Origin of the sequence: Pseudomonas marvdashtae, from assembly GCF_014268655.2 — a bacterium.
In the GTDB taxonomy this organism is placed as follows: Bacteria; Pseudomonadota; Gammaproteobacteria; order Pseudomonadales; family Pseudomonadaceae; genus Aquipseudomonas; species Aquipseudomonas marvdashtae.
This window is the reverse complement of sequence record NZ_JABWQX020000004.1, coordinates 90,222-110,658: the sequence shown is the minus strand read 5'-3', so window position 1 is coordinate 110,658 and position 20,437 is coordinate 90,222. Positions and strand designations below refer to the sequence as shown.

Annotated in this window: 23 protein-coding genes; 8 read left to right on the top strand and 15 right to left on the bottom strand. The window is 59.9% G+C overall.

The window, feature by feature from the left end; genetic code table 11:
• Positions 1-17: 17 nt before the first annotated feature.
• Positions 18-362, bottom strand: a complete 345-nt coding sequence (locus HU742_RS24210) for a YciI family protein (protein ID WP_186635399.1) — start codon at positions 360-362, stop codon at positions 18-20.
• Positions 363-418: 56 nt separating this feature from the next.
• Positions 419-853 carry a YybH family protein gene (locus HU742_RS24205; protein ID WP_186635396.1) on the bottom strand — a complete coding sequence of 145 codons (435 nt, stop codon included), beginning with the start codon at positions 851-853 and terminating at the stop codon, positions 419-421.
• Between the two features lie 141 nt (positions 854-994).
• Between HU742_RS24205 and HU742_RS24200 the strand changes: the two genes are divergently transcribed.
• Positions 995-1,510, top strand: coding sequence for a GNAT family N-acetyltransferase (locus HU742_RS24200; protein WP_186635393.1), 516 nt, complete (start codon positions 995-997; stop codon positions 1,508-1,510).
• Here HU742_RS24200 and HU742_RS24195 read toward each other — a convergent pair.
• Both HU742_RS24195 and HU742_RS24190 read right to left on the bottom strand, forming a co-directional pair.
• Positions 1,497-1,985: a GyrI-like domain-containing protein gene (locus HU742_RS24195; RefSeq protein ID WP_186644805.1), complete on the bottom strand. Its 489-nt coding sequence runs from the start codon at positions 1,983-1,985 to the stop codon at positions 1,497-1,499. The two genes, HU742_RS24200 and HU742_RS24195, sit on opposite strands and share 14 nt — an antisense overlap.
• A gap of 79 nt (positions 1,986-2,064) precedes the next feature.
• Entirely contained in the window at positions 2,065-2,727 is a 663-nt protein-coding gene (locus tag HU742_RS24190) for a LysE family translocator (RefSeq protein ID WP_186635387.1), read from the bottom strand.
• Positions 2,728-2,934: 207 nt separating this feature from the next.
• Here HU742_RS24190 and alaC point away from each other — a divergent pair, with 207 nt between their 5' ends.
• Positions 2,935-4,149, top strand: a complete 1,215-nt coding sequence (gene alaC / locus HU742_RS24185; RefSeq protein ID WP_186635384.1) for an alanine transaminase — start codon at positions 2,935-2,937, stop codon at positions 4,147-4,149.
• Between the two features lie 66 nt (positions 4,150-4,215).
• Here the strand turns inward: alaC and HU742_RS24180 are convergent, their stop codons facing one another.
• On the bottom strand, positions 4,216-5,568 hold the full coding sequence (locus HU742_RS24180) for a GntP family permease (RefSeq protein WP_186635381.1): 1,353 nt from the start codon (positions 5,566-5,568) through the stop codon (positions 4,216-4,218).
• A 92-nt stretch (positions 5,569-5,660) separates the two neighbouring features.
• Positions 5,661-6,194, bottom strand: coding sequence for a gluconokinase (locus tag HU742_RS24175; RefSeq protein ID WP_186635378.1), 534 nt, complete (start codon positions 6,192-6,194; stop codon positions 5,661-5,663).
• A gap of 215 nt (positions 6,195-6,409) precedes the next feature.
• Between HU742_RS24175 and gntR the strand changes: the two genes are divergently transcribed.
• Together gntR and HU742_RS24165 are read left to right on the top strand one after the other, a co-directional pair.
• A complete protein-coding gene (gene gntR, locus HU742_RS24170; protein ID WP_186635375.1) occupies positions 6,410-7,441 on the top strand; it encodes an HTH-type transcriptional regulator GntR in 1,032 nt (343 codons plus the stop codon).
• Between the two features lie 315 nt (positions 7,442-7,756).
• The gene (locus tag HU742_RS24165) at positions 7,757-8,176 is read left to right on the top strand and encodes a GNAT family N-acetyltransferase (RefSeq protein ID WP_186635374.1); all 420 of its coding nucleotides are present in this window, start codon (positions 7,757-7,759) and stop codon (positions 8,174-8,176) included.
• A gap of 3 nt (positions 8,177-8,179) precedes the next feature.
• Here HU742_RS24165 and def read toward each other — a convergent pair whose 3' ends face one another.
• The 3 genes from def to HU742_RS24150 form a co-directional block, all read right to left on the bottom strand.
• Positions 8,180-8,719, bottom strand: coding sequence for a peptide deformylase (gene def / locus HU742_RS24160; RefSeq protein ID WP_186613547.1), 540 nt, complete (start codon positions 8,717-8,719; stop codon positions 8,180-8,182).
• Positions 8,716-9,669 (bottom strand): YihY/virulence factor BrkB family protein, encoded by a 954-nt coding sequence (locus tag HU742_RS24155; RefSeq protein ID WP_186635371.1) that lies wholly within the window; start codon positions 9,667-9,669, stop codon positions 8,716-8,718. The genes def and HU742_RS24155 overlap by 4 nt, the downstream gene beginning before the upstream one ends.
• 175 nt (positions 9,670-9,844) lie before the next feature.
• Positions 9,845-10,036 (bottom strand): CsbD family protein, encoded by a 192-nt coding sequence (locus HU742_RS24150; protein WP_186635368.1) that lies wholly within the window; start codon positions 10,034-10,036, stop codon positions 9,845-9,847.
• A 194-nt stretch (positions 10,037-10,230) separates the two neighbouring features.
• Between HU742_RS24150 and HU742_RS24145 the strand changes: the two genes are divergently transcribed.
• Positions 10,231-10,608, top strand: coding sequence for a hypothetical protein (locus tag HU742_RS24145; RefSeq protein ID WP_186613553.1), 378 nt, complete (start codon positions 10,231-10,233; stop codon positions 10,606-10,608).
• A gap of 84 nt (positions 10,609-10,692) precedes the next feature.
• Here HU742_RS24145 and fadD1 read toward each other — a convergent pair whose 3' ends face one another.
• Positions 10,693-12,384 carry a long-chain-fatty-acid--CoA ligase FadD1 gene (gene fadD1, locus HU742_RS24140; protein ID WP_186635365.1) on the bottom strand — a complete coding sequence of 564 codons (1,692 nt, stop codon included), beginning with the start codon at positions 12,382-12,384 and terminating at the stop codon, positions 10,693-10,695.
• A 303-nt stretch (positions 12,385-12,687) separates the two neighbouring features.
• On the bottom strand, positions 12,688-14,376 hold the full coding sequence (gene fadD2 / locus HU742_RS24135; RefSeq protein ID WP_186635362.1) for a long-chain-fatty-acid--CoA ligase FadD2: 1,689 nt from the start codon (positions 14,374-14,376) through the stop codon (positions 12,688-12,690).
• 224 nt (positions 14,377-14,600) lie between these two features.
• Here fadD2 and HU742_RS24130 point away from each other — a divergent pair, with 224 nt between their 5' ends.
• Together HU742_RS24130 and HU742_RS24125 are read left to right on the top strand one after the other, a co-directional pair.
• Positions 14,601-15,545, top strand: a complete 945-nt coding sequence (locus HU742_RS24130) for an alpha/beta hydrolase (RefSeq protein ID WP_186635359.1) — start codon at positions 14,601-14,603, stop codon at positions 15,543-15,545.
• A 38-nt stretch (positions 15,546-15,583) separates the two neighbouring features.
• A complete protein-coding gene (locus HU742_RS24125) occupies positions 15,584-16,054 on the top strand; it encodes a MaoC family dehydratase (RefSeq protein ID WP_186635354.1) in 471 nt (156 codons plus the stop codon).
• Between the two features lie 184 nt (positions 16,055-16,238).
• On the opposite strand, the gene HU742_RS24120 is transcribed toward HU742_RS24125, so the two are convergent.
• The 4 genes from HU742_RS24120 to HU742_RS24105 form a co-directional block, all read right to left on the bottom strand.
• Complete coding sequence (locus HU742_RS24120; protein ID WP_186644804.1) at positions 16,239-17,102, bottom strand: efflux RND transporter periplasmic adaptor subunit; 864 nt, start codon at positions 17,100-17,102, stop codon at positions 16,239-16,241.
• A gap of 10 nt (positions 17,103-17,112) precedes the next feature.
• Positions 17,113-17,319, bottom strand: coding sequence for a DUF1656 domain-containing protein (locus HU742_RS24115; protein WP_024781186.1), 207 nt, complete (start codon positions 17,317-17,319; stop codon positions 17,113-17,115).
• Entirely contained in the window at positions 17,306-19,306 is a 2,001-nt protein-coding gene (locus HU742_RS24110) for an FUSC family protein (protein ID WP_186635345.1), read from the bottom strand. Before HU742_RS24110 ends, HU742_RS24115 begins: the two co-directional genes overlap by 14 nt.
• Positions 19,307-19,502: 196 nt before the next feature.
• A complete protein-coding gene (locus tag HU742_RS24105) occupies positions 19,503-19,970 on the bottom strand; it encodes a PA2169 family four-helix-bundle protein (RefSeq protein ID WP_186644803.1) in 468 nt (155 codons plus the stop codon).
• 205 nt (positions 19,971-20,175) lie between these two features.
• Here HU742_RS24105 and HU742_RS24100 point away from each other — a divergent pair, with 205 nt between their 5' ends.
• Positions 20,176-20,412, top strand: coding sequence for a DUF3820 family protein (locus tag HU742_RS24100; protein WP_053119117.1), 237 nt, complete (start codon positions 20,176-20,178; stop codon positions 20,410-20,412).
• Positions 20,413-20,437: the final 25 nt, after the last annotated feature.

Sequence of the window (20,437 nt, the reverse complement as noted above, 5' to 3'; positions counted from 1 at the left end):
CTGTTCGTGGTTGCTGTTCAGGGATTGAGTTGACGGACCGGCCGGACTTCAACGCAGCCGACCCGGGCCGCCGGTATGTTGCCGGCGACCTGGATGGCCTCGTTGAGGTCCTTGGCATCGATCAGGTAGAAGCCCGCCAGTTGCTCCTTGGTTTCGGCGAACGGGCCGTCGGTGATCGACAGCTTGCCGCCGCGCATGCGCACCGTGGTGGCGGTCTGCACCGACTCCAGGGCTTCGGCGGCAACCATCCGGCCGCTGCCCTGGATCGACTCGGCATAAGCCATGCACTCTGCGTCCTCAGGGCTGTCGGGCGAGTTGTGCAGGGCCTGTTCGTTGCTATACACCAGGCATAAATACTTCATGGAAAGCTCCGTGATCGAACCGATCGACAAAGGTGGCAGGAGGAAACCGTAGCCGATCAGGGCTGCGAGTCGAATATCGCCGTACCCGCCATCGGGTCGAATGGCGCCGACCAATGTTCATGGACGATCTTCCACGCGCCGGCCGTACGCTTGTAGCAAGCTGTCACGCGCATCCAGCATGCCTGCTCTTCGCCTTTGTCGTTGGTGCCGCCGCAATAGGCCAGCCAATGGGCGAACGCGATGTTCTCGGCCGGCGTGATCTGGACCTGATGGAAATCGAACTTGTGCGGGCCGGGGCACATTTCCATGCACGCCTCCCAATGGGCCCGGTAGGCGACCTTGCCCTTGAATTGCAGGGCCTGGATGGCGTCGAACGAGACGATGTTGTCGTCATAGAGTGCCATGACCTTTTCCACGTCCTTGGCCATGACCGCCTGGCGATAGGTGTCGATCAGCGTCTGGATTTCGCTTTCGGTAGCTTGGGTATTCATGATGATTCTCCGCAGGTTTTTGTTAGAGACATCCTTAGTCGTCTGGAGAAACGGTGAATCGACAGCCAAACAAAAATAAACCAAAGAAAAATTTTCGCTAGAATCCGAGACCCATTCTCTCGGCAAACAACGGACGTTTTCGTGACCGCTCAGCTCGTACCCTATGAAGACCTGACCCCGACGCAACAGCAACAGGTCGAAGCCATCGAAATCCACCCTGACCAGATCAAGTTTTCCGGCGATATCCACGGTGCACTGCATACGCTGCTGTCCAGGCCCGGGCCGGGTGTAAAGGGTTTCGCATTGCTGGCTGGCGATGTGCCCGTCGCGTTCTTGCTGCTCAAGCGCCCGCCCGTGCTGCCCGCGTGGGCCGATGAACACAGCGCCACCCTGCATGCCTTGCAGGTCGACTTCCGAGCCCAGGGCAAGGGATACGGCAAGGCCTGCTTGCAGGCATTGCCGACGGTGGCGCGCTCGGCGTGGCCGGAAATAAATGGACTGGAGCTGTCAGTCGACGCCGACAATGAAGCAGCGATTGGCCTGTACACGCGACTGGGCTGGGTCGACAGCGGCGAGGCCTATAAAGGCCGTATCGGTTATGAACGGCGGATGCGGCTGGTGTTTGACCAGACGGATCCATCGCTCAGCTCGGTTTGAGGGGTATCCAGATTTCCAGGGTGCCTTCACCGGTCCTGGGATTGAAATCCTCGCTGTAGCGCTCGAACTCAGGCTCATCCGCCGCTTGGTGGCCGGACGTTGGCAGCCATTCTTTCCAAATGTATTGGAAGGTGTCCGGAAGGCTTTTCAGCGGCCCTTTGTGCTGGAACACAGCATAGGGCCCGGGCTGGATTTCGATCCAGCGGTATTGCTCCGGCAGGTCGTCGAGCCGACTGATTTCCACGCCGGCGATGTATTCGAAGCCACCCTGGCCGTCCGGGTTGCAACACACTCCATAGGTCACTTCGTCTTTCTGACCTGGCACCTTACCGAGCCAAGGCAGGAATTTTTCCCAGAGCAGCGGGATGTCCTGGGCGGTGTCCTGGGTAAAACGCGCGCCGAAACCGGCGATGAGCTGAAAGCGTCCCTGTTCAAAGCGCGGCTCGATTGCGTTAACGCGTTTTTGTGTTTCCATTGTTTCAACACTCCGGAAAACTTGAAGTCGGGCTTGGCAGTATAGAAGCCAAACCGTGATTACCAGACCGTTTCGCTTGTCAAAGTCCAGGCAGGACGACTGCGGCGGTTTTTCCTACAAACTCGTTGTAACCAGAAACGATCACATAGACCGCGAAATAGCAGAAGATCGCCGCGGATGCCCAATAGGAGTAGCGCAGCAACTTGTCGCCCAACAATTTGCCACCTTGGGTCGCCGCCAGGCACAAGCCCGCGCTCCACAGCAGCCCGGCGCAGAGAAATCCGCCCAGGAACAGCGCCGAACTGAGCATCGTTCCACCCCCGGAGCGGGCGATGAGCGTCCCGCCCACCGCGGCAAACCAGAGGATGGCGCTGGGGGATGACATGGCCAGGAAGATCCCGCGGAAAAACTCCTGGCGTGGCGAGTTGCCCCGGACCTCGCCGGCCTCGGCCAGCAACGCGTTGTGATAGATCGCCGAATGCACCATTTTCGCGGCGAAATACAACAGCAGCACCGAGCCGCCGATCCACAGGACCCAGCGCACCGTTTCGTATTGCAGCAGCACGGTCATGCCCGCCAATGCCAGGACCGCGTAGACCAGATCCCCCACGCAGGTGCCCAGGCCCAGGGCAAACCCCTGGAAATAGCCGCGCTGCATCGCCAGGGTGATCATCGCGATATTGGCGACGCCGATGTCCAGGCACAGCGAAAGACTCAGCAGGAAGCCGCTGGAAAATTCCATGATTCGTTCCATCAGGATTGGGTATGACGTGTTCAACGGCCGACGGGACGCCTCGATGGCGCCACAGCAGCGCCACAGTGTCGTCGAAAATAGTTCGGCGCCGCTACTGGACAATCTGACACTGGCCCTATTATCTTGCGCCGCAGGCCACCGCAGTGGCCGACGTCGCTCGGACGGTTCCGGGCGCTCACGTATTTCGAGGCAACAATGGCCGAACAAGGTTCGCCGCGCCGCTTTGCGCGCATCGATCGACTCCCCCCGTATGTATTCAATATCACTGCCGAGCTGAAGATGGCTGCGCGTCGGCGCGGCGAAGACATCATCGACTTGAGCATGGGTAACCCCGACGGCGCCACGCCCCCGCACATCGTGGAAAAACTGGTCACGGTCGCCCAGCGTGAAGACACCCACGGCTACTCCACCTCCAAAGGCATCCCGCGCCTGCGCCGCGCCATTTCGCGCTGGTACAAGGACCGCTACGAGGTGGACATCGACCCGGAAACCGAAGCCATCGTCACCATCGGTTCCAAGGAAGGCTTGGCGCACTTGATGCTGGCGACCCTGGACCAGGGCGACACGGTGCTGGTGCCCAACCCCAGTTATCCGATCCACATCTACGGCGCAGTGATCGCCGGCGCCCAGGTGCGTTCGGTGCCGCTGGTGCCTGGCGTGGATTTCTTCGACGAACTGGAGCGGGCCATTCGCGGCTCGATTCCCAAGCCGAAGATGATGATCCTGGGCTTCCCATCCAACCCGACCGCGCAGTGCGTGGAGCTGGATTTCTTCGAGCGGGTCATCGCCCTGGCCAAGCAATACGACGTGCTGGTGATCCACGACCTGGCCTACGCCGACATCGTCTATGACGGCTGGAAAGCCCCTTCGATCATGCAGGTGCCGGGTGCGAAAGACATTGCGGTGGAGTTCTTCACCCTGTCCAAGAGCTACAACATGGCCGGCTGGCGCATCGGCTTCATGGTCGGCAACCCGGAACTGGTCAACGCCCTGGCTCGGATCAAGAGTTACCACGACTACGGCACCTTCACCCCGCTTCAAGTTGCCGCCATCGCCGCCCTTGAAGGTGATCAGCAATGCGTGCGCGACATCGCCGAGCAGTACCGCCAGCGCCGTAATGTGCTGGTCAAGGGCCTGCATGAGCTGGGCTGGATGGTGGAAATCCCCAAGGCGTCGATGTACGTCTGGGCCAAGATCCCCGAGGCCTATGCCCACCTCGGCTCGCTGGAATTCGCCAAGAAGCTGTTGGCCGAGGCCAAGGTTTGCGTCTCGCCGGGGGTGGGGTTCGGGGAATATGGGGATGATCACGTGCGCTTTGCGCTGATCGAAAACCAGGACCGGATTCGCCAGGCGGTGCGCGGGATCCGTGGGATGTTCCGGGCGGATGGCTTGGCTGGCAAACAAGCCTGACAGCCAATCACAACCGCTGATGTGGCGAGGGAGCAAGCTCCCTCGCCACAGATTGTCAGTCGCTGCTTAGATCACCAGCGACAACAGCAGGATAAAGATCAGCGCCACCACGGACAGGATGGTTTCCATCGCGGTCCAGGTCTTGAAGGTTTCGGCCACGGTCATATTGAAGTACTGCTTGACGAGCCAGAAGCCTGCGTCGTTGACGTGAGACAGGATCAACGAGCCGGCACCGGTCGCCAGCACCAGCAGCTCACGGTTCACACCCGGCATCATCCCCACCACCGGCACGACGATCCCGGCACCGGTAATGGTTGCCACCGTCGCCGAACCCGTCGCAATTCGAATCACCGCCGCCACCAGCCAGGCCAGCAGGATCGGCGAGATCTGCGCGCTGACCGCCATATGGCCGATCACATCGCCCACGCCGCTGGTCACGAGCATCTGCTTGAAGCCGCCACCGGCACCGATGATCAGGATGATCGCGGCCGTCGGAGCCAGGCTTGCGTCCAGCCATTTGAGCATCTGGCTGGAGCCGATGCCCTGCTTGTAGCCGAAGGTGTACAACGACAGCAGCAACGCCAGCAGCAACGCCGAGATCGGGTGGCCAATCATGTCCATCCAGACGCGGAACAGGTTGCCGTCCGGCAGCGCCACGTCAGCGAAGGTCTTGAGCAACATCAGGAACACCGGCGACAACACGGTGATCAAGGTGATGCTGAAGCTTGGCAGCTCGGCGGCGTTCGTCTCGCGCGCCAGTTGATCCACCAGTTCCTGGTTCGGATGACCGGGGATGTGCTTGGCAATGAAGGTACCGAAGATCGGCCCGGCAATGATGGCGGTCGGCAGCGCGACGATCAGGCCATAGAGAATGGTCTTGCCGATGTCAGCGCCAAAGATGCCGATCGCCAGCAGCGGGCCCGGGTGCGGTGGCACCAGGCCGTGGACGGCGGAAAGGCCGGCCAGCAGCGGGATACCGATCTTGATGATCGACACGCCGGTGCGGCGCGCCACGATGAACACCAGCGGGATCAGCAACACGAAGCCGATCTCGAAGAACAGCGGGATGCCCACCAGGAACGCAGCGAACATCATGGCCCACTGCACCTTGTCCTTGCCGAAGGCGCGGATCAGGGTCTGGGCGATCTGATCGGCCCCGCCCGACTCGGCCATCATCTTGCCGAGCATCGTGCCCAGCGCGAGGATGATGCCGACAAAACCAAGCACGCCACCGAAGCCGTCCTGGAACGCCTTGATGATGGTGCCGGTCGGCATGCCCGACGTCAGGCCGAGGAACGCGGCGGCGATGGTCAGTGCGATGAACGGGTGGAATTTGAACTTGGTGATAAGGACGATGAGTCCGATCACCGTGACCACTGCATCAAGCAGTAGGAACGTCTCGTGGGACATGCCGAACATGGGAGGTGTCTCCTGATTTGTTGTTGTTATTGAAGCAGTTATTTTCAAGCCGTCGGGACAGCGCTATCTTTCTGACGCAAATTTTCTGAAGCTCAGCCGGCAAGCTTCAAACCGTGGGCCAACCACCAGACGTAAGCCTGGCGGGCCAGTTCATCAACGCTGTGGCTGGACGCATCCAGAGCCAGGGTCAGGGGCTCGCCGACAGGGGATTCAAGAGTGGCGAACTGGCTGTCAATCAGGGTCGACGGCATGAAATGGCCGGGACGATGGGAAACCCGATCAGCGGCCACTTCTGGAGTCAATTCAAGGAATACGAAGCCCAGGCCTGGCAAGGCGCTGCGCAGACGCTCGCGATAACTGTGCTTGAGGGCCGAGCAGGTCAGCACTGGGCGCTCGCCCGTGGCGTCGACACGGCGCAACTCGTCGCACAGGCTGTCGAGCCAGCCGGCACGGTCGTCATCGTTCAAGGGAATACCGGCGCTCATCTTCTGGATGTTGGCCGCAGGGTGGAACGTGTCGCCTTCAATGGCGGTGGCGTCGCTCAGTTGGCACAGGGCCTGGCTGACGCAAGTTTTGCCGCAACCGGCAACGCCCATGATGACCAGGGCGGTGATTGGATTATTCATGTAACACCTCAGCGCGCAGACAGCGCTACCTTTGCCAGTTATGACACCGCAGCAAAAGCAGAAGTTGCCGACGCCTTCTTGTCATTTTTGTGGTTGCAGCATGTACGTCCACGACACTTGCGCACAGGGATCAGGCAAACCCTGCTCGCGCATTTGCAGCCGCGCCGAGACAGCGCTACCTTAGTGCCTTGATTTTTGTTTGGCAAGCCACCCTGATGACCGCCCCTAAAAACGATAAGAATACTCGCACCACCGGTCGCCCCACGCTCAACGAAGTCGCACGCCTGGCCGGTGTCAGTCCGATCACCGCCTCCCGTGCCCTGCGTGGCGTCAGCACCGTGGCCGCCGAATTGGTGGACAAGGTCCGCCAGGCCGCCCTGGAACTCAACTACGTCGTCAACCCCGCCGCCCGCGCACTGGCCTCGGCCCAGAGCCATTCGGTGGTGGTGCTGGTGCCGTCGTTGTCCAACCTCCTGTTCATTGACACCCTGGAAGCCATTCATCGCGTGCTGCGGCCCAAAGGCTTCGAAGTGGTGATTGGCAACTACCACTATTCCCGGGATGAAGAAGAAGACCTGCTGCGCAATTACATGGCGTACCAGCCTCGAGGCTTGCTGCTGACCGGATTCGACCGTACCGAAAGCGCCCGGCGCATGATCGAGGCCAGCAATATTCCTTGCGTGTACATGATGGAATTGGACCCAGGCGCCGGCCTGAACTGCGTCGGTTTTTCCCAGCTCAAGGCCGGCGAGACCGCCGCCGAGCATCTGATTTCCCGAGGTCGCAAGCGCCTGGCCTATATCGGCGCCCAGCTGGACCAACGCACGCTGCTGCGCGGCGAGGGTTTCCGCCGTGCGCTGCAGAAAGCCGAACTCTACGACCCGGACCTGGAAATACTGACGCCGCGTCCGTCGTCGGTGGGCTTGGGCGCAGAACTGTTCCTGCAATTGCTCGCCAGCCACCCGGACGTCGATGCGATTTTCTTCGGTAACGACGATCTGGCCCACGGCGCCCTGCTCGAGGCGTTGCGCTGTGGCATCAAGGTCCCCGAACAGGTATCGATCCTGGGCTTCAACGATCTGCCCGCCTCGGCCCATATGGTGCCGCGCTTGAGCAGCATCAGCACTCCAAGGGAAGCGATTGGCCGCCGCGCCGCTGAACAGATGCTCACCTTGATGGCTGGCAATCGTATTACCCAGCCGGTGGTTGACCTGGGATTCGAACTCAAGGTTCGCGAAAGTACCTGAGCGGTTCCGACATGAAGCGGTCGATCCATGCCGACGAACCGCGAGTGTGAAGCTGGGGCTACAGCCCCAGCTCCTCCCGAGGCAAAGCCAGGCGTTGCCGGTTCAATGGCCGAACAGGTTGACCTTCTTGGTTTTTTTGTCGGCGCGCTTTTCATCGGCGGTCTTCGCCGGTTTTTTCTTTGCCGCTTTTTTTGAATCCATGCCTTTGGCCATGATACGTACTCCAGTCATACGGGATGTAAGCCAGGTATACACCTATCGCTGCACCGGCGTTCTTTTATAATCGCCCTCCTCTCATCGCCAACGTCCCCTGCCATGCCACAAATCCATTACACACAGCTCGAAGAACCGCTGTGGCCGCTGATGAACAAGTTCTATCGTGCCCACCAATCTTCGATGAAAGCCGTGCGTGACGCGCAGCTCTGGGTGGCGCGCCGCGATGAGATCATCGCGGCGTTGTGCCTGCGACCGGTGTCTGGTGGGCATTGGCTGACGGGGTTGTTCGTTGACCCGGCGTACCGCGCGCAGGGCATCGCGGCGCGGTTGATCAGAGAGGCGGTGAACGGCATGGACGAGCCAGTGTGGTTATTCTGCCATCCGGATCTGCGCGGCTTTTATGAGCGGCGCGGGTTCCGCTTCAACCCCGAACTGCCTTACGCAATGGCTGAGCGTTTGAGCCGATACGCGCGCAGCAAGCCGATGATTGCAATGGGGTTGGAACCTGCAAAACCCTGACGATCAATCGTCGGCCGCTGGGTCAAGGTCCGGGAACATCACTTCAGTAAATCCGAACTTGCTGAAATCGGTGATGCGCGATGGGTACAAGCGACCTATCAGGTGATCGCATTCGTGCTGGACCACCCGGGCGTGGAAACCTGAAGCCGTGCGCACGATGGCTTCGCCCTTGGGGTCGAAACCTTCGTAGCGGATGTGCTGGTAGCGATCCACCGCACCGCGCAGGCCCGGTACCGACAGGCAGCCTTCGTAACCCTCTTCCATCAGCGGACTCAGCGGCGTGATCAGCGGGTTGATCAAGATAGTCTGCGGCACGGCCTCGGCGTCGGGATAACGCTCGCTGTGCTCGAAGCCGAAGATCACCAATTGCAGGTCGACACCGATTTGCGGCGCCGCCAGGCCTACGCCCCCAACGCTCTCCATGGTCTGGAACATGTCATCGATCAGTTGCCACAACTCGGGCGTGTCGAACATCTCCTCCGGCACCGGCGGCGCGATGCGCAGCAGGCGTTCATCGCCCATCTTCAGGATTTCGCGGATCATGGTCGGGCTTCGTCAGTATGAGTGAGAGGGATGGAATGGTCGCGACCAAGACCGGACACATGCTGTTTTTCGCTATGCTCGTCTGGGTGTTTTTCGCCTTTGTCCTTGCCCTCGGCGGACATGTGCTCGATCACTGCATTCATCTCCGCACCGAGTAACAGCACCGCTGAAGAAATATAGAAATACAGCAACAAGACGATGATCGCGCCGATACTGCCATACATGGCGTTGTAGTCGGCGAAGGTCTTGACGTAGAACGCGAAGCCCAGGGAAGCGATGATCCAGACCACCACGGCCAACACCGAGCCTGGCGTGATGAAGCGAAACTCCTGCTTGACGTCGGGCATCACGTAATAGATCAGCGCCACGGCCACCATCAGCAGAAAGACGATGATCGGCCAGCGCACGAGGGTCCAGACGGTGACGATAAACTCCTCCAGCCCGACCTGGGCGGCAATCCAGCCCATCACCTGCGGCCCCAGCACCATCAGTGCCGCGGCGGCCAGCAACATGCCCGCGATGCCGATGGTGTAGAAAATCGACAGCGGGAAGCGCTTCCAGGCCGGACGCCCCTCGACCACATCGTAGGCTGCGTTCATCGCGCTCATCATCAGCCGCACACCGGCCGAGGCAGTCCACAACGCGATCACGATACCGATCGAAAGCAATCCGCCCTTGGATTGCTGGAGCTGGTCGATCACCGGATTGACCTGTTCCAGGGCCTGGGGCGGAAGCACCAGCTCCGATTGCAGGCGCAACCAGGAGAAGAAGTCCGGCAGGTGCAGGAAACCGATCAGCGCGATCAGAAACAGAATGAAGGGGAACAGCGAAAACAGCATCTGGTAAGCCAGAGCGGAGGCGTACGTCGACATCTCGTCGTCGAGAAATTCATTCACCGTGCGTATCATCACGCGGTGCAGGGGTAAGCCTTTCAAGGCCGAGAACATCATGTGCGTCTCCTTTCGCCGCAAAAAAGGAAGGTCGCCTGGCGACTCACGGAGTTGCTATCCAAGACAAAAGTAACCTGTTTGGCGACTTTGGAACAATTTTCCCCGGTGCAAGTTCGAGCCGACATGATAACGGCCACCCGCGGATGGCCGTTCCAATCGTTTTTTAACAGGCCGGTTACGCCTCGTTAACGCCTTTCTTGACCGCATCCTTGGCCTTGCCCACGGTTTGCTGGGCCTCACCTTTTTTCTCCTGGACCACGCCCTCGGCGCGCATACGGTCATTGTCTGTGGCCTTGCCGACGCCTTGCTTGATGTTGCCGACGGCTTCGTTGGCAACGCCCTTCACTTTATCGCTCGTGCTACCCATGATTCTCTCCTGTGAATAACTGTACGAAAAGTCATTACATATGGGTTGACCGGGGCCGTTTGCAGGGAGTTTCATTTTTTCAGCGGCGCATTTCATCGTCAGATGCAGGTTGCGCTTTATGTTTGTCGATCCACCCCCGAGAATGCTCCACGTATTCAGGCTGCGGCCCGAAGCTCCAATCCCGTAGGAACGTTATGAAACTCGATAAAAAGCAGGCCATCGCCCGCAGGAATCAAGAACTGGGCGGCGCCGTCCTAGGCGTCAATAACTGCCATTTCAGCGAACTGAACCGCAACCGCAACATCTTCTGGTTCGACATTCCAGTGGCCCGGCTGGCCATTGGGCAATACGAATGGATTCACCTGCTGCTGCACACGCCGGCCACCGACGAGTTGTTGCATCTGAAGGTACCGACCGTGTTCCTTCGCGAAAAAATGGAAAACCTCGAAGTGCGCAACCAAGGCAAACGCAAGGCAGCCCTGAGCCTGGAACTCAGTGCCGACAAGGATTCCTACCTCCAAGACATGCGCCCGGGTGGCACCAACCTGGATTTTGCGCAATTTCGGTTGTAACCCAAGGCCAGGGGCGCCTGGCTGTAGAAATTTTCCCGCAATAAAAAGCCCCGCACTTGGCGGGGCGTTTTGTTGGCGGCGGTCTTACTTCTTCAACCCCAACTTCCTCAACTCTTCATCCCGCAATTCGCGACGCAGGATCTTGCCCACGTTGGTGGTAGGCAACGCATCGCGGAATTCCACGGTCTTGGGCACTTTGTAACCCGTGACGTTGGCGCGCATGTGCTCCATCACCTGCTCCTTGGTCAGGGTGACACCCGGGCGCGCGACGATGAATATCTTGATCGCCTCGCCGGATTTCTCATCCGGCACCCCGATGGCCGCGCATTGCAGCACACCCGGCAGGGTCGCCAACACATCTTCCAATTCGTTGGGGTACACGTTGAAGCCGGAGATCAGGATCATGTCTTTCTTGCGATCGACAATGCGCATGTAGCCGTCCGGCTGGATCACCGCGATGTCGCCGGTCTTGAGCCAGCCATCGCTGTCGAGCATCTCGTCGGTGGCGTCCTGGCGCTGCCAATAGCCCTTCATGACCTGTGGACCTTTCACACACAACTCGCCGATTTCACCCAATGGCAGCTCGACGCCCGCGTCATTGATGACCTTGCACAGCGTCGACGGCACCGGAATACCGATCGTGCCAACCTGGATGTGCTGGATCGGGTTGACTGTGGCGACCGGGCTCGTCTCGGTCATGCCGTAGCCTTCGCAGATCGGGCAACCGGTGACCGCTTTCCAACGCTCCGCCGCGGCCAATTGCAAGGCCATGCCGCCAGACAAAGTCACCTTCAGCGCCGAGAAGTCCAGCTTGCGGAAAGCTTCGTTGTTGCACAGCGCCACGAACAACGTGTTGAGGCCAACGAAACCGCTGAACTTCCACTTCGACAGTTCCTTGACCATCGCCGACAGGTCGCGCGGGTTGCTGATCAGGATGTTGTGGTTGCCGATCAGCATCATCGCCATGCAATGGAAGGTGAATGCGTAGATGTGATAAAGCGGCAGCGGCGTGATTAGCACTTCGCAGCCTTCATTGAGGTTGGAGCCCATCAGCGCCTTGCACTGCAGCATGTTCGCCACCAGGTTGCGGTGGGTAAGCATCGCGCCCTTCGCCACGCCAGTGGTGCCGCCGGTGTATTGCAGCACGGCCACTTCATCGCTGGCAGGGTTGGCTTCGGTCACGGGCTGGCCATGGCCCTTGCTCAGCACATCGTTGAACTTGATGGCCTTGGGCAAGTGATAAGCCGGGACCATCTTCTTGACGTACTTGATGACGCTGTTGATCAGCATACGCTTGAGCGGCGGCAGAAGATCGGCGACTTCGGTCACGATGACGTGCTTGACGCCCGTCTTGGGCACCACGTGCTCGGCCAGGTGCGCCATGTTTGCCAGGCACACCAGCGCCTTGGCACCGGAATCATTGAATTGATGTTCCATTTCCCGCGCGGTGTAGAGCGGGTTGGTATTGACCACGATCAGCCCGGCACGAATCGCACCGAACACGGCCACTGGGTATTGGAGGACGTTGGGAAGTTGCACGGCGATTCGATCGCCCGGCTGCAAATCGGTATGCTGTTGCAAGTAAGCGGCAAAGGCACCGGACAACTCGTACAGCTCACCGTAGGTGATCGTCTTGCCAAGGTTGCTGAATGCCGGCTTGTCGGCGAAGCGTTGGCAGGATTGCTTCAACACCGCCTGAATATTCGGATACTCATCTGGATTGATGTCGGCAGCAATCCCAGCTGGGTATTTATCCTTCCAAAAGTCTTCGATCATGGAAGCCCCACTCCTCAGCAACGCGAATTCTCACCGCATTTGATGCGATTATTATTGGTGTGTGTCTGTTGGTGAATCTGGCTGGATAAAGGCCGAGAAGTCACAAAAGCGCGCCGAGAGTAGCAGCTTTGCCAAGGGTCGCCTAGAGCCAAAAACGGCCCCTACGGTCACGAATCTGACTCAAGAATATGCAATAGTCATTTTTAGAGTAAAAATTCTAAGCCCTGTGTAATTACCTCAAATACATAAAGCACTGTGGGAGCACGCGTGCTCCCACAGGGTTTTTACTGGACCTCTCTGGCTTCAGGCGATGTCGCGCAGCTCCCGTCGCAAGATCTTGCCCACCGGCGTCATTGGCAGCGACTCTCGTAGCACGATGTGCTTGGGTATCTTGTACCCCGTGAAGTTCTCCTTGCAGTACGCCTTGAGCTCTTCAAGGCTGACGCCCGACTCACGCGCCACCACGAACAGTTTCACCGCCTCCCCCGAACGTTCGTCCGGCACGCCGATGACGGCGCAGCTGGCGACTTTCGGGTGCGCCATCACCACGTCCTCGATCTCGTTGGGGTACACGTTGAAACCCGAGACGATGATCATGTCCTTCTTGCGGTCGACGATACGCACAAATCCATCGGGGTCGATCACCGCGATATCGCCGGACTTGAACCAGCCTTCGCTGTCCAGCACCTCAGCGGTAGCTTCAGGCTTGTTCCAGTAGCCCTTCATGATCTGCGGGCCCTTGATGCACAGTTCTCCGCGCTCACCAAGAGGCAGCTCGATACCGTCATCGCTGATGACTTTCATCAGCGTCCCCGGCACCGGCAAACCCACCGTACCCAGGCGCGACTTGCCGCCGTAAGGGTTGGCACTGGCCACTGGCGAGGTTTCGGTCAGCCCGTACCCTTCGGTAATACTGCAACCGGTGAGCTGTTTCCAACGCTCGGCGGTGGCCTTGACCAACGCGGTACCGCCTGAGTTGGTGACCTTGAGATTGGAGAAATCCAGCGTCTTGAAATCCGGGTGATCCATCAGCGCCACGAACAACGTGTTGAGCCCCAACAACAGGGAAAACCGCCAGTTCTTCAGCTCCTTGATGAAGCCGCCGATGTCTCGTGGATTGGTGATCAACACGTTGTGGTTGCCCGTGACCATCATGCACATGCAGTTCGCCGTGAATGCATAGATGTGGTACAGCGGCAGCGGCGCGATCATGACTTCCTGGCCTTCGCGCAACAACGGCTGGCCGTCGTCGCCGATCTGCCCCAGGCAGGCCCGGGCCTGTTGCATGTTGGCGACCAGGTTGCCGTGGGTCAGCATCGCGCCTTTCGCCAGCCCGGTAGTGCCGCCGGTGTATTGCAACACGGCGATGTCGGCGAGGCTCACGTTCAACGGCTTGATGCCTTGGCCACGCCCCAGGCGCAGGGCGGTCTTGAAAGAAACGGCTTGGGGCAGCGAATAGTCCGGGACCATTTTCTTGACCTTGCTCACCACCGTATTCACCAACCAGCCCTTGGCGGTGGGCATCAGGTCGCCCATCTTCGCCTCGATCAGGTATTGCAGGTCGGTGTCAGGCAGCACTTCCTGGACTTTCTGGCCGAACATATTCAGGTACACCAACGCCCGGGCGCCGGAGTCCTTGAACTGGTGGCGCATTTCCCGCGGGGTATACAACGGGTTGGTGTTGACCACCACCAGTCCGGCGCGCAGCGCACCGAAAACGGCGATCGGGTATTGCAGGACGTTGGGCATCTGTACCGCGATGCGATCGCCCGGTGCCAGGTCGGTATGGGCCTGCAGGTAACCGGCAAAGGCCGCGCTGTAGCGCTCGAGCTCGGCGTAAGTGAGCGTCACCCCCATGTTGCTGAACGCCGGACGGTCGGCAAATTTCTTGCAGGAACGCTCGAACACCTCAACGACCGACTTGTAGACACCGTGTTCGATGTCCGAAGGCACGCCGGCCGGGCGTTTGTCATTCCAGAAATCAGGCTGCATTGTTTTTATCCTCTTTACCTGAACGTATCCGGGACCGCTTGCGTATCGCTTTCACAGGCGGAGCTCATGGGACACTAGCAGCTATGGCCAATCAGGCAAATATGGCAACTTGCGTCATAGATTATGTGAATCTTCCTGCCTCGCCGAGAGCTGATCAGGCGAGACGCAGCGGATGCGCTATACAATGCAGCAACGCTGCGTCTGATTTGTGCAAAGGAACCGCCATGATCCACCAAACGTTCTGGCTGACCGCGACCGACCACAACCGCCTGTTCGTCAATCAGTGGTTGCCCGAAACCGCCCCATCGGCGGTCATCATGCTGGCCCACGGCATGGCCGAACACAGCGCCCGCTATGGGCGCCTGGCGCAAGCGCTGTGCGCCGAAGGTTATGGCGTCTATGCGCTGGACCTGCGTGGCCACGGCAAGACGGGTGAAGAAGCCATCCTCGGTCATTTCGCGAACGAGGACGGCTGGGCCAAGGTCGTCGGCGACCTGGCGAGCCTTAACCACCACATCGGCCAGCAGCATCCGGATATCCCCATACTGCTGCTGGGCCACAGCATGGGCAGCTACATCGCCCAAGCTTACCTGCTGCACCACAGCGCCAGCCTGCACGGGGCGATTCTCAGCGGTTCGAACTTCCAACCCGTGGCGCTTTACCGTGCGGCGCGCCTGATCGCCCGCTTCGAGCGTCGACGTCAGGGAGCAACGGGGCGTAGCGCGCTGATCGAGTGGTTGTCATTCGGCAGCTTCAACAAAAAATTCAAACCCGTGCGTACGCCTTTCGACTGGCTCAGCCGCGACCCGGCCGAGGTGGACAAATACGTCCGAGACCCGCTATGCGGCTTTCGTTGCACCAATCAGCTGTGGGTCGACCTGCTGGGTGGGTTGCAGCAGATCAGCAAAGCGTCCAATCTCGCGCAGATCGATCCAGGCCTGCCGCTGCTGGTAATTGGCGGCGAATGTGATCCGGTGAGCGAGGGCAAGCGTCTGAAGGATCTGGCCGACGCCTTGCGCGACGCCGGCAACCAACATATGCAATTGACGATTTACCCGCAGGCCCGGCACGAACTGTTCAATGAAACCAACCGCGATGAAGTGACCGCCGATGTGCTGGCCTGGATTGCCCAGGCCTTGAGTCACAAGCGGCCGCCACGCAGCGAGTAGCTTTGCCGCGTTTTCCTTTACCCGTCCAGGATCCAGACATGACCCAGGTTACCAACATCCCTTACGAAGCCCTCGAAGTCGGTCAGACTGCCAGCTACAGCAAGACCGTCGAAGAGCGCGACATCCAGTTGTTCGCCGCGATGTCGGGCGATCACAACCCGGTGCACCTGGACGCCGAATTTGCCGCAGCCAGCATGTTCAAGGAGCGCATCGCCCATGGCATGTTCAGCGGTGCACTGATCAGCGCGGCGGTCGCGTGCGAGTTGCCTGGGCCGGGCACCATTTATATTGGCCAGCAGATGAGTTTCCAGAAACCGGTAAAGATCGGCGACACCTTGACCGTGCGCCTGGAGATCCTGGAGAAGCTGCCAAAATTTCGCGTGCGCATCGCCACCCGCGTGTTCAACCAGCGTGATGAACTGGTGGTGGACGGCGAGGCCGAGATTCTCGCCCCGCGTAAACAGCAGACCGTGACATTGCCGACGTTGCCGCCGATTACTGTTGGCTGACTACCGCGATCTATGGGAATGAAATGTGGCGAGGGGATTTATCCCCGCTGGGGCGCGAAGCGCCCCCAATACCTCAAGACCACTGCGGTGTGCCAGCCTGGGCACAGGGGGCTGCTGCGCAGCCCAGCGGGGCGGTGCGACGTTTCGCTAAATCCCCTCGCCACAAATGACTGCAGTGTTGCGGCTATTGCTGGGCTTCCCGCACCTGCACACTCGCCGTCATCCCCGCGCTCAGGCTCGCCCCTTCCGGCACCTTGTCCAGCTTGATCCGTACCGGAATCCGCTGGGCCAGGCGCACCCAGTTGAATGTCGGCTCGACCTCGGCCAGCAGTTGCGCATCGGGGTTGGTATTGCGGTCGGTGATGCCTCGGCTGATGCTTTCCACATGACCTTCGAGCGCATGACCGGCGCTCATCAACCAGATTTTGACCGGATCGCCGACGCGGATCCTCGGCAGTTTGGTTTCTTCGAAATAGGCCTGCACGTAGAACGTTGAGTCATCCACCAGCGCCATGACCGGCTGCCCGGCGTTCACATAGTTGCCTTCGGCCAGGCGCAGGTTGGTGATGTGACCGCTACGTGGGGCCAGGACCTGGCTGCGCGCCAGGTTCAGCTCGGCAACCTTGGCCTCGGCCTGGGCCTCGCGCAGTTCACCACGGGCAATCCCTGCGTTGATCTGGGCGTTTTCGCGCAACTCGGCGCTGATGGCCTGTGGACCCAATGCGGCGCGGCGACTGGCTTCGTGTTCGCGCAGGCTCAGTTGCTGCTGGCGAGTCTGGACCACCGCCCTGGCTTTCTCCACTGCGGCCTCGAAACGCTCGCGATCGATATTGAGCAATACGTCGCCGGCCTTGACCTGCTGGTTATCCACGGCCTTGAGCTCGCGCACCCAACCCGATACGTCGGGAGCGATCACCACCACGTCGGCACGGATCCGCGCATCCCGGGTCCAGGGCGTGAGCATGTAGTACTGCCACAAATGAAACCCGGCGAAGATCGCCACGGCCACCACACTCAGCGTGACGGCAACACGTACGGAAGTACGCATGTTCAACTCCTTATAACGGTCCGAGGACCAGGGTAATGACAGTCAGGACACAGACATACAGGGCGCAGTCGAACAACGCCTCATGCCAGATCCAGCGCCCGGCCGGCACCAGGCTGAGCAACAGGCGCAGCGCCCCCGTCACCAGCAAGGCCAGCACCACATAAATCAGGAACGGGCTGAGCAAGACCCCGCCGATCGACCACTCACGCAAGCCCATGGCTATGCTCCCCACGCTGAGATTCGTGCTGACGGCACCAGGCGCGCCAGCTGTTCTGCAACTGCACGACCGCGCCTTGCGCCAACTTCAGCGCATCGCTGGAGGGCTGCTGCGACAGCACCTGCAGATACTCGTCGCTCGCCTGGGCCAATGCCTCGGCCTGGCCGCCGGACGGACCGCGTTCCAGCGCCTGCTCCAGGGTTTCGAAATAGCGGCGCTGGGCCGGGGCCTCGGGCACTTGGGCGACGGCCAGGCTCAAGCGCAGGTGCAGCAACTCATCGCCAATGTCCAGGCCCAACAAACCGTCATCCCAACGACTGCGCGCCGGCACCGGCAGTTCGGGATAATGCCGCGCCAGTTGCAACAAACGGTCGGCCATGCGTCCGCCGAACCAGCTCTCGGCCCCGCGCAGGTTGCGATGGGTCAGGCGCACCAGATCGTCCAGCGTCGCGGCCAGCAGCCGACGGCTGTGCCAGGCCGGGTTGCGCAGAATCAACAGCTTGAACGCCAACACCGCCGCACCTACGCCAATCATTATGGCCTGGGCGTTATTGAAGAAAGTCGAGACGTCATATTTCATGGCGTTGAGCGGCGACACCAACACCACAAAGTGCAGGCAGAACGAAGTGGCCGTGGCGTAGAGCGGCGGCTTGGCCATGCCCAGCGCCCCGAAGAACAACGGCACGCCCATGGCCATGCAAAGCATCGCGAAACTGCTCCATTGCGGCAGGAGGATTTCACCGATCACAAACGCTGTCGGCACCGCCAACAGAATGCCGCGCAAAAAGCTCATGCCGATCTGCGCGCCATTTTCGCGACTGGCGAACAGGCTGCAGACCACGCAGGTGAGCAGCAGTGCACCCGACGCGGCGGGCCAGGCCGTCGCCAACCAGAAACACGACACCGTCAGGAACGCCAAGGCGCTACGGGCGCCGAATACCATGGCCAAGGACACATCCCGGTGCGGCGCCAGGGTTCGCGGCGGGTCCGCCGCCTCCCTGCCCTCCTGCACTGCCGACAGCGCAGCGCAAGCGGCCAGGGCAGTGTCGAGCAACAAGGCCAAACGAGCCAGGCAGTAACTTTGCGCCGAGCTGATGCGTGGATCGTGAGACGCGTCCAGAACCCGGGGGCGCAACGCCTGTAGCGTCGCGCTGTCCGCGTCCAAGGCCTGCTGCACCTCCGTCATCCAGGGCTGGAGCACTTCAGCTTCCGCTGGCTCAAGCTGTTTCCACTGCCGACGCACCGAACGGGCTATACGCAGCAGCATCAACAACTTCTGGCTCAAACCGCTGATGGCCCGGGCGCGCTGGCGACCCAGGCTGCCTTCGAACCAAGCGTGTTCACGCTGGGCGTCCACCGCGACGATCTTGCCAAGAATCTCCAGCAAACCTTTGCGGGCCTGGGCATCGCCGGCCAATGTCGCACGGGCCGCCTGCATGCCGCTCTGCCAGGCAGCGCGAGCCTGATCCGCCAGTTGCCGTTCGACCCGCAACGGCCAGAGCAACGCACTGGCGGCCGTGGCGCAGGTGATGCCCAGGCTGATCTCGGTGCAACGGGCCACGGCCTGATCGAACACGCCAAGCGGATGGGAAATGGCCGGCAAGGCGATGATCGCCACCGTGTAGCCGGCCAGCACGAAAGAATACGACCAGGCGCTGCGCAACAGCGTCGAACAGGCTGTGCACACGCCGAGCCACAACGCCAGCGCCAGCAAAAACAACCACGGTGCCTGGGCAAATAGCCCCATGAACACGACCGACATGATCGTTCCCACCAAAGTCCCGACCAACCGCGCCAAGCCCTTTTGCACTACCATTCCGGACAGCGGCTGGGCGACGATGAACGCCGTCATCAAAGCCCAGGACGGCTGCTCCAAACCCCAGCGCAACGCCAGCCACAGCGCCAGGCCACCACCGAGGACGGTTTTGATGGCGAACTGCACAGCGAGGCGGTCGGGAGCGAACAGGGCCTGGAAGGTGATGGGCACGCGGAAAACTCTTTTTCTGAGGACGTTGTAACAATAGATTGCGTTAGAAGTGATGCAATTATTAGCTAGCTATCTAACTGAGTCCAGAGTTGTTTGTTGACGAATTCGACAAACAATATTGCGCGTATTTCCGCTGATCGCCTCCCATAAAAAAACGCCAGGCAGGCTGGCGTTCTTATCGGCGTTGACAGCGTGTTTAGCTCTGGGCACGCGCCTGGTTACGCAGGGCCTTGACTTGGTCATGGTTGCGTTGCACGCCGTGGTACTGGCGTTCCACCAGATCACGAATGCCCACCAGGTTGTGCTTGTTGATCTTCTCGATGGCTTCCTTGTAGGCCGTCAGTGCGTGATCCTCGCCGCGTTCGGCTTCGTTGAGCACCGCTTCTTCGTCCTTGCCAGTGAACATGGCTTTCACGTCCACCCAGCGACGATGCAGATCACCGGCAACGCTGGTAGACGTTTCCGGATCACCACCCAGGGAACGAACAGCGGCTTGCAGCTCGGCCGCTGCGGTCGCGCAATCGGCAGCGCGCTTGACGAACAGCGCCTTGAGTTCTGGATGCTTGATGTCTTCAGCGCAGGTCTTGAATCCTTCCTGGCCATCCTTGCTGGTCTCGATCAGGTCGTTCAAGACAGAGATGGATTCTTTATTGATGTCAGTCATTTTTCAGTTCCTTTGCTTGGTGAATAAAAACCTGCAAGGAATATTGCATCGGTCGTGCCAGCCTTTGCTTGTAGAAAAATACATTTAAATTCAATGAGTTATATACGAACAAAGAATCTGTATCCGCGTTATTTGCATGATCTGTCATTTGGCCTGCATGCAGAATGCCTGTATTTTGCCGATGGTCCTGAACAAGACAATTGCCATGAATCCGGAAAAACTCGAACTGCTGGTAACGCGCCAAATGCCCTTCGGTAAATACAAGGGTCGAATCCTTGCCGACCTGCCGGGCCAGTACTTGAACTGGTTCGCCCGGGAGGGTTTCCCCAAGGGGGAACTGGGCGGTTTGCTGGCACTGATGCAGGAGATCGACCACAACGGTTTGTCAGACCTGCTGGACCCACTGCGGGCTAAACATGGCTTGCCTAAACCTCGCCACTGACCGCTGCCATTGATTGATTGAGCCC

Coding starts and splice junctions, on each gene's coding strand:
- HU742_RS24210 (WP_186635399.1), bottom strand. CDS start 362: ATGAAGTATTTATGCCTGGTGTATAGCAACGAACAGGCCCTGCACAAC.
- HU742_RS24205 (WP_186635396.1), bottom strand. CDS start 853: ATGAATACCCAAGCTACCGAAAGCGAAATCCAGACGCTGATCGACACC.
- HU742_RS24195 (WP_186644805.1), bottom strand. CDS start 1,985: ATGGAAACACAAAAACGCGTTAACGCAATCGAGCCGCGCTTTGAACAG.
- HU742_RS24190 (WP_186635387.1), bottom strand. CDS start 2,727: ATGGAATTTTCCAGCGGCTTCCTGCTGAGTCTTTCGCTGTGCCTGGAC.
- alaC (WP_186635384.1), top strand. CDS start 2,935: ATGGCCGAACAAGGTTCGCCGCGCCGCTTTGCGCGCATCGATCGACTC.
- HU742_RS24180 (WP_186635381.1), bottom strand. CDS start 5,568: ATGTTCGGCATGTCCCACGAGACGTTCCTACTGCTTGATGCAGTGGTC.
- HU742_RS24175 (WP_186635378.1), bottom strand. CDS start 6,194: ATGAATAATCCAATCACCGCCCTGGTCATCATGGGCGTTGCCGGTTGC.
- gntR (WP_186635375.1), top strand. CDS start 6,410: ATGACCGCCCCTAAAAACGATAAGAATACTCGCACCACCGGTCGCCCC.
- HU742_RS24165 (WP_186635374.1), top strand. CDS start 7,757: ATGCCACAAATCCATTACACACAGCTCGAAGAACCGCTGTGGCCGCTG.
- def (WP_186613547.1), bottom strand. CDS start 8,719: ATGATCCGCGAAATCCTGAAGATGGGCGATGAACGCCTGCTGCGCATC.
- HU742_RS24155 (WP_186635371.1), bottom strand. CDS start 9,669: ATGATGTTCTCGGCCTTGAAAGGCTTACCCCTGCACCGCGTGATGATA.
- HU742_RS24150 (WP_186635368.1), bottom strand. CDS start 10,036: ATGGGTAGCACGAGCGATAAAGTGAAGGGCGTTGCCAACGAAGCCGTC.
- HU742_RS24145 (WP_186613553.1), top strand. CDS start 10,231: ATGAAACTCGATAAAAAGCAGGCCATCGCCCGCAGGAATCAAGAACTG.
- fadD1 (WP_186635365.1), bottom strand. CDS start 12,384: ATGATCGAAGACTTTTGGAAGGATAAATACCCAGCTGGGATTGCTGCC.
- fadD2 (WP_186635362.1), bottom strand. CDS start 14,376: ATGCAGCCTGATTTCTGGAATGACAAACGCCCGGCCGGCGTGCCTTCG.
- HU742_RS24130 (WP_186635359.1), top strand. CDS start 14,601: ATGATCCACCAAACGTTCTGGCTGACCGCGACCGACCACAACCGCCTG.
- HU742_RS24125 (WP_186635354.1), top strand. CDS start 15,584: ATGACCCAGGTTACCAACATCCCTTACGAAGCCCTCGAAGTCGGTCAG.
- HU742_RS24120 (WP_186644804.1), bottom strand. CDS start 17,102: ATGCGTACTTCCGTACGTGTTGCCGTCACGCTGAGTGTGGTGGCCGTG.
- HU742_RS24115 (WP_024781186.1), bottom strand. CDS start 17,319: ATGGGCTTGCGTGAGTGGTCGATCGGCGGGGTCTTGCTCAGCCCGTTC.
- HU742_RS24105 (WP_186644803.1), bottom strand. CDS start 19,970: ATGACTGACATCAATAAAGAATCCATCTCTGTCTTGAACGACCTGATC.
- HU742_RS24100 (WP_053119117.1), top strand. CDS start 20,176: ATGAATCCGGAAAAACTCGAACTGCTGGTAACGCGCCAAATGCCCTTC.